Genomic DNA, 7,758 nt, shown 5'->3' on the forward strand with positions numbered 1-7,758 from the left:
CCGCTTAGAAGCGGAAACCAAGCGAGACGAAGTAATCGCGGCCCAGCGTGTCGTAGCTGGAAGCGTAGGTGTTGGCCTGCTCCTGGTTGGTGCCCAGAACCGGCGGCTGCTTGTTGGCAATGTTGTTCACACCGGCGGTGATCGCAACATTGTCGCTGACGTCATAGTTGAACGACAGATCGACCAGGCTGTAGGCGGGGATCCGGCTCACGACGCGGCGAACGAGAGCGTTGTCATCCGTAACCGCGCTCAGGTAGCGCCAGCGCAGGTTGGTGGTCAGGTTGCCATCCATCCAGGTCAGGCGGCTCTGGCTCTGGAACTTGCCCTGCGGCGTGCCGCAACGCGCACCAAAGAAGCCAGCGCATTCGATCACTTCCGGGCGGCCCAGCACCGGAACCGTGGTGTTCCGCTGATAGATGGTGCCAAGGAAGTTCAGGTTCAGCTTGGATTCGCTGCCCAGCAGACCGAACTGCAGCGGGATCGAGTAATCGGCGCCGATGTCGAAGCCGCGCGTTGCGCGCGACGACAGGTTGGCCACACCGGCGAACACCACCGCGAGGCTGCCGTTCGGGTTGGTCGAACCATCAAGCGCGCCGGACGACGGGTTGCGGGTGATCAGCGAGCAGAAGGCGTTGGTCGGATCCGAGAACACATTGTAGCAAAGGTTCAGGATGTTCGCGACGCCGCCACCGGCCGTGGCGATCGAGTTGCCGATCTTGATGTTGAAGTAATCGACAGTGATCGACAGGCGAGGGATGAACGACGGCTTCAGCACCACACCGGCGGTGTAGGTGTCGGCTTCTTCGGCCGCCAGATTGGGGTTGCCACCGGTACGGCCCTGCACCTGGGTGTTGGGCTGCAACTGCGACGGGATGCCGAGGCCGAGGTTACCGGCCGGAGCGCCGGTGGCGATGCAGGTGTTGCGCAGGGCGCCGGCAGCGGCCGCAGCCGGGGTGCCGCAGGGATCGTTGGCAGTGAAGAAGCCAACACCGCCGCCGCTGAACAATTCGCCGACGTTCGGTGCGCGCACGGCCTTGCTGTATTGAGCGCGGAAGGTGATGTCCTTGACCGGGGCCCACTGGCCAGACACGGCGTAGGTCCACACACCGCCAACGGTCGGCAGGCTGTAATCCGAATAACGACCGGCAGCCGTCAATTCGAGCTTGTGGAAGAAGGGCTGATCGGCAGCGATCGGGATCACGATTTCGCCGAACACTTCCTTGGCGTGGTAACCGCCGCTGGTCGGGTTGGTGGCGTTGAAGCCGATCACGTCACCCGACGACAGCGCGGTATCGGGAATGAACTGCGAGGTCATGCGGCGATATTCGACCCCGACGTTGAAGCCGACGTCACCGCCGCCCCAGCCGAGGTTGAACAGGCTGCCGCCAAGGTTGGCCTGCGCCACTTCCACGCTGGACGTGGTGTTGTTCTGGGCCAGAATGGCGATCTGGTTAGCCATTGCCGGCGTCAGCGTGCCGGGGCCGAAGATGTCGAGTGCCACGGCGCCGGCGGTGCCGTCGAGGCCACGCTGGAAGCCAGCGCGCGAAACGTTGCCTTCCTGGATGTTGCTGTTGCGGGTGCGCGCATAGCTGTAATAGGCGTCGTAGTTCAGGCCGGTTTCGCCGATCTGGCCACGCACACCGGCCAACAGGCGGAAAGCGTTGCGTTCGTCATTGTTGATGCGCTGATTGATGTCGATCACGCGGCGGTTGACGTTCGCCGAGATGATGCCCGCAGCGTTGGCCGGAGCAGCCGTACCCGAATAGAGCGGGGTCGCCAGACCAGCAGCCGTACGTGCGGCATTGATCGCCGTTTCGTTGGCATCGATCTGCGTCAGCAGGGCGTTGTCGGCCGCGCTGAGGAACGGCGCCACGGTGGCGAGGCGGATGTTGAACGTGCCGGTGACCGGCGTGGCGGCCAATTGGGCGCGCACGTCGTTCTGCACATAGGCAACTTCCATATAGGCGGTGACGCCCTTGGTGATTTCATAATCGGCGTAACCACCGAACAGATAACGCTCCTGCGGCACCATCAGATAGTTGACCGGGGCATAGTTATAAAGATCGGTCAGACCATTGAAATCGCGCGACGTGCTGGTCGGGGTATCCCAGATGGCACCCAGCGCCGAAGCGAACGAGCCAACGCCGAGCGGCAACACGTTGCAGCCGGCGGGCTGCGCCGCACCAAGCGCGGCGCAGGTCGGCGCCGGCGTGGTGCCGGGCGTGACGAAGGTGCTGGAAGGGCCAACAGCGATGCGGCCCTGCGGCACGGCGGCCGAACCGCCGGGCGTGAAGCCCGTGATTGCAGCGTTGTCGGCAAAGGCGGTTTCGGAGAAGGCGCGCTGACCCTGGAAGATCGGCTTGCGATTGTAATAGCTGGCGTAGACGGTGGCATGGCCACGGCCATCGGCGAAGGTACCACCGAATGCCACGTTCATGTCGAGGCGCTGGCCGTCGCCGCGCTCGGTGAGCGACTGGGTGACATTGGCCTGGAAGCCTTCGAGATTCTTCAGCTTGAAGTTCACCACGCCGGCGATGGCGTCCGAACCGTACACGGCCGAAGCACCACCGGTGATGGTTTCGATGCTTTCGGTCAGGAACGACGGCACGGTGTTCAGATCGACGATCTGGTTGGTGCTATAGAACATCCAACGACGGCCGTTGACCAGCACCGAGGTACGGGTGGAACCAAGGCCACGCAGATCGAGGGTGGCCACGCCGCCGCCCGGGTTGTTCGAGAAGGCGGTGGTGCCCGGCACGACCTGCGGCAGGGTGTTGATGATCGATTCGACGTTCACGGCGCCGAAATTCTTGAATTCTTCACCGGACACGACGGCGAGCGGCGCGGCAGTATCCAGATCACGGCGCGCGATGCGCGAACCGGTGACGAGGATCATTTCGTCGCCAGCGTCTTCAGCGGCGGCGGTGGCGGTCTGCGCGAAAGCCGGGACGGCGGCAAAGGCCAGGCCGATGACGAGGCTGGCGGCGAGGCTGGTGCGGCCGGTCTGTTCCAGAAGTGTCTTCTTGATCACGATAACCCCCTTGAGGAAGGAAAAAATGTCCGCTGAAACCGCTGCAAGCAATCACGACCCCGATTAGGGTACAGGAATGCTGGCAGCCCTTCCGCTTGTCGGCGGTAGTGCAGAACGGTGCCGGCCCTGTAAAGCCAAAGCGGGTGTATTGGCCGGAACCAAACCGCGCTTCACCGGCCATTGTCGCCCAAATGCAACAGTATCCGTGCACAAGGCCCTATTTCGGCTCGCCCACCATCGAATTTGCCGCGATTCGGGTGTATCATTCGGGCAACACAGTGTGTGCGGGATCAGCCGGTGGCGGTGCTGAGATTATACTTCATGATGCGGCCGTGCGGGCCCTCGCGATCGCGTTCCAGTGCATAGACTTCGCCTTGCGGGCCGGGCTGCAGCACTGCGGCGATTGCCGCATGATCGGCGGCATCGAGATGCAGTGCGGCGATGGCCTGCGTGGCTGGCAAGTGGCGGGGATGGCTGGCGCCGATGATCACGGCGGCGACATGCGGTTGATCGAGCACCCAGCGCGCCGCGACCTGGGCGATGCGGGCATCATGGCGCCGGGCAATGTTATCCAGCACGGCGAGCAGCGCCTGAAACGCTTCCCAGCCACCATATTCATCGATGATCAGGCGATATTTGATGCGGCTGCGATTGGCGATCGTGCCGGCAGGATCAGGCGCGCCCAACCAGGCTTCATCGAAGAAGCCGCCGGCCAGTGTGCCATAGCAGAGACAGTGCATGCCAAGCCGCGCAGCGACGCCGGCCATGGCCTGCGCCGGGCGGCGATCGAGCAGCGAATATTGCACCTGAAGCGTGGCGAACGGCACGCCAGCGTCGGCGAGCATGGCCACGTGCGCGGCATCGAAATTGGTGCCGCCGATCAGCCTGATCTTGCCCGCCTGCTGCAAATCCCGCAGCGCAAGGGCGGCATCGATTATGCGCGGCTGCGCATAATCCCACCAGTGGAACTGCACCAGATCGAGCTGGTCCTGCCCCAGTCGCTGCAGCGAGCGATCGATGATGGCGGTCACGTCTGCCGCCGTGATCGTGGGCAGGATCGCCAGATCGGGCACGAATTTGGTGTGGATTTTCAGCCGGGCCAGCGCCTCTGCCCCGTGCGTATTGGCGAGGTGGCGACGGAAATCGCCGATCATGGATTCGACGCCGGTGTAGATGTCGGCACAATCCAGCGTGGTGATTCCGGCATCGTGAAAGGCCAGCAAGTCGTTACTGACCTGGGCTTGATCAACCGGGCCGTGATCGCCGGCAAGTTGCCAGCCGCCGCGGATCAGGCGGGAAATCGCGTGGCCTTCGGCAAGGGTGATGCGTTCGATGGTGTTGGCGATGCTCATGATTTCTCGGTGGCCGTGGTTTCGCTGCGCGCAAAGCGGCGCTTGCCCAGCCGGGTGATGCGCAGCCGCGACGGGCAATTGGGATCGGGGCAGGCGATTTCGGCGTCGCTGTCCATCCAGTCGTTGGGGTGAGTGATGCGCTGCTTGGCGGCGAGCAGCGGCAGCACGGCGGCCAGACTGTAGATTGAAAAGCCCTGGCCGGGCGGCAGGTGAAGCAGTTCGCCACGCAGCTCGAACCAATCGCCGGGGGCGGCGTTGCACCACAGTTTTGCGCCGGGGGGCGCGATCACCTCGACCCGCAGATCATAAAGTTCGAACGCGTCATCCCCGGCCATGGCGGCGTCCTTGCAACAGGTGGGCGGTGAGCGCCAGGGCCGCCAGCACATAGAGCGCGATGACCGTCACGGTGAGCGCCGGCCCCAGGCCGCCACCCTGCCAGTCGGCCACCGCCACCACCAGGCCGGGGCCGATGCCGGCACCAATGGCGACATTCAAGAAAAAGGCGATAGCGGTGGCGGCGCCACGTTGGGTGGCAGGCGCGGCGTCGACGATGGCCGACAGGCCGGACGCCGTGACCACCGCCGACAACGCGAAGTAGAGCGGCACGCCGATCAGGGTGGTGGCGGCGCTGGGCGCATCGAGCAGGAACGCCGCCGGAATTGTGAGCAGCATGGCGGCAAGGCAGACCAGCGCCTTGCCTTGCGCACCAAAGCGCCGGGCGGCGGCGTCGGCCAGCCATCCCCCCACCAGCATGCCGCCGCCATAGCCGAGCATCAGGCCAAGGCCCAATTGCCGGCCGACATCAGCTTCATCCATGCCGAAATTGCGGATGAGCAGGGACGGCGCCCAGGCGCCCACGGCATTGTCGAGCAGGGAGGCCGTCGCAGCGGCGAGAAACAGCGCTGCCATGCCGAGCACGAAGCGCGCCAGCGGTTGCGGGGCGGTGGTGTCGGCTTGCTGGCGATCGTCTTGCCTCGCCGGTTCGCGCACGGTGAGGAACAGCAGCGCAAACAAGATGCCGGGCAGGCCGACCGCCAGCAGCACCAGCCGCCATTGCGCCAGCCCGGCGATCGGTGTGGCCACGAACAGGCCGGCGCGCACCAGATCAATGGCGAAGGCACCGATGAGGATGGCGCCGCCGATGCCGATGGCGATGCCGGTGAAATAGACGCCGACTGCCAGGCTGCGGCGTTCCGGGCGGAAATGGTCGGCGATCAGCGAGATGGCAGCGGGGGACAGCACCGCCTCCCCCAGGCCGACGATCAGACGGGCGGCGAACAGGCTGCGGAAATCCGGCGCAAAGGCGCAGGCGATGGTGCCGATGCTCCAGGTGAGGATGCCGGCAAACAGCAGCCGGCTGCGCGAGACGCGGTCGGCGGCAAAGCCCAGCGGCACGCCGGCGACGCCATAGACCAGGGCGAAGGCCGGGCCCATGAGCAGAGCGATATCGGCATCCGTCAGCCCGACATCAGCGCGGATCGGATCGACCAGCAGACTGAGGACCTGGCGGTCCGTGTAGGCAAGGATGGCGGCCAGAAACAACAGCGCGACGACCAGCCAGCCGCGGGTGGGGCTGGGCCAGGCGGCGGCGGGGGCGGGCACGATCATGGTGCGGTCATTGGCGGGCGGTGGGCGGGGTTGTCAATGTGACGACCGGGCTGCGCGACCGCATCTGGCGCTCCAGCCTCAGGCAAAGCGTTCCGTATCGATCGAGGCGTCCATGGCCGGGCTGTAGCGGTGGCCTGCGACTGTGGCCTGGTTGATCAGTGCATCGACGGCCGCCATCAGTGCCACATCCGGCCGCCAATCGTGTCGGGCGATATTTTCATCCAGATGCGCGATCGAGGCGGTGCCGGGGATGGCGACGACATGTGGGCCGCGCGCCAGCACCCAACCGAGCGCCAGCTGCGCCGGGGTAACGGCCGCATCAGCCGCCAGCACGGCAAAGCCATCGTACAGCGCCTTGTTGACCGGCCAGTTTTCGGCGTTGAAGCGCGGCATGCCCCGGCGCAGATCACCGTCCACCAACTGCGCGGGATCGGCAACGCCGCCGGCCAACATGCCGCGCCCGACGGGGGAGAAGGCGACAAAGGTCGTGCCGAGTTCGCGACAGGCTTCGAGGACGGCGATTTCCGGATTGCGCGTCCAAGGCGAATATTCGGTCTGCATGGCGGCGATCGGGTGGACGGCGGCGGCGCGGCGCAGCGTCTTGGCCGACATTTCTGACAGGCCGATGGCACCGATTTTCCCGGCCTTCACGGCATCGGCAAGCGCCCCGACCGATTCTTCGATGGGCACGGTAAAGTCGCGGCGATGGAGATAATAGAGATCGATATGATCGGTTTGCAGCGCCGCCAGACTGGCTTCGATCGCGGCATGGATGGTGGCGGGCGCGCAATCGATGCGGCGCTTGTCGCCATCGATGACGATGCCACATTTCGAGGCGAGCACGAATTCGCGCCGCCGGCCCTTCAGCGTTTCACCGATCAGTATTTCGTTGCGGCCCAACCCATAGATCCGCGCCGTATCGAGATGATCATAACCCAGATCGAGCGCCCGGTGCAGCAGCTTGGCGCCCTCTTCCGGCGGCGGCGGTTTGCCATAGGCATGCGACAGCGACATGCAACCCAGACCGATGGGATTGACTGCGCGTCCGGCGATGTTGGTCATGGCATAAGGCCCATAAAGGAGGCGATGCTGGACTGCGCCGCCGGCCGCCCTGCGATACACGCGGTATCACAGCACTGTACAGGTGGTTTGCAACAGCGATCGCCACGCAGCAGCCGTGCCGGCCGCTTGCCGACAAACGAAAACACCCGCCCGGGCCTGCGCCTGGACGGGTGTTGGGGATATTGGTTGCGGGGGCAGGATTTGAACCTGCGGCCTTCAGGTTATGAGCCTGACGAGCTACCGGGCTGCTCCACCCCGCGACAAAATCTATTCCGAAGACGCGCAAAGGCGCCCGGTGGGGCGCCTCGGCGTGTTCAGAGATATGTGAATGGATATTTCCGCTGATTGCCGGCTGCAAGGCCTGGCGGCGTCCTACTCTTCCATCGCTTGAGCGAAAGTACCATTGGCGCTGCCTGGTTTCACGGCCGAGTTCGGGATGGGATCGGGTGGGTCACAGGCGCTATGACCACCAAGCCATGAAGCCGGCAAACAGGGGGATTTGAACGATGCGTGTAACAGCGATGTCGTTGATGGTGGGATCTTCAGGCGCGACCAGAGTAATTAGGACCGGTTAGCTGAATGCATTGCTGCACTTACACACCCGGCCTATCAACGTGGTGGTCTTCCACGACTCGATGAGATCTTATCTTGAGGGAGGCTTCCCGCTTAGATGCTTTCAGCGGTTATCCCGTCCATACATAGCTA

The 7,758-nt window shown here is 64.5% G+C and carries 5 protein-coding genes, 1 tRNA gene and 2 rRNA genes; all 8 read right to left on the reverse strand.

Annotated elements, in window-relative coordinates:
- Positions 1-4 precede the first annotated feature (4 nt).
- A complete protein-coding gene (locus ABWP22_RS14060; RefSeq protein WP_353200612.1) occupies positions 5-3,031 on the reverse strand; it encodes a TonB-dependent receptor domain-containing protein in 3,027 nt (1,008 codons plus the stop codon).
- Positions 3,032-3,321: 290 nt separating this feature from the next.
- Positions 3,322-4,383, reverse strand: coding sequence for an aldo/keto reductase (locus tag ABWP22_RS14065; protein ID WP_353200613.1), 1,062 nt, complete (start codon positions 4,381-4,383; stop codon positions 3,322-3,324).
- The gene (locus ABWP22_RS14070) at positions 4,380-4,718 is read right to left on the reverse strand and encodes a TIGR04076 family protein (RefSeq protein ID WP_353200614.1); all 339 of its coding nucleotides are present in this window, start codon (positions 4,716-4,718) and stop codon (positions 4,380-4,382) included. The genes ABWP22_RS14065 and ABWP22_RS14070 overlap by 4 nt, the downstream gene beginning before the upstream one ends.
- On the reverse strand, positions 4,705-5,991 hold the full coding sequence (locus ABWP22_RS14075) for an MFS transporter (protein WP_353200615.1): 1,287 nt from the start codon (positions 5,989-5,991) through the stop codon (positions 4,705-4,707). Before ABWP22_RS14075 ends, ABWP22_RS14070 begins: the two co-directional genes overlap by 14 nt.
- A 78-nt stretch (positions 5,992-6,069) precedes the next feature.
- Positions 6,070-7,053, reverse strand: a complete 984-nt coding sequence (locus tag ABWP22_RS14080) for an aldo/keto reductase (protein ID WP_353200616.1) — start codon at positions 7,051-7,053, stop codon at positions 6,070-6,072.
- 183 nt (positions 7,054-7,236) lie between these two features.
- A tRNA-Met gene (locus ABWP22_RS14085) sits at positions 7,237-7,313 on the reverse strand.
- 99 nt (positions 7,314-7,412) lie between these two features.
- A 5S ribosomal RNA gene (gene rrf, locus ABWP22_RS14090) occupies positions 7,413-7,527 on the reverse strand.
- Positions 7,528-7,595: 68 nt separating this feature from the next.
- Positions 7,596-7,758: ribosomal RNA gene (locus ABWP22_RS14095) — 23S ribosomal RNA — on the reverse strand; the annotation flags it as partial.

The organism is Sandarakinorhabdus sp. (assembly GCF_040398665.1).
Taxonomy (GTDB): Bacteria; Pseudomonadota; Alphaproteobacteria; order Sphingomonadales; family Sphingomonadaceae; genus Sandarakinorhabdus.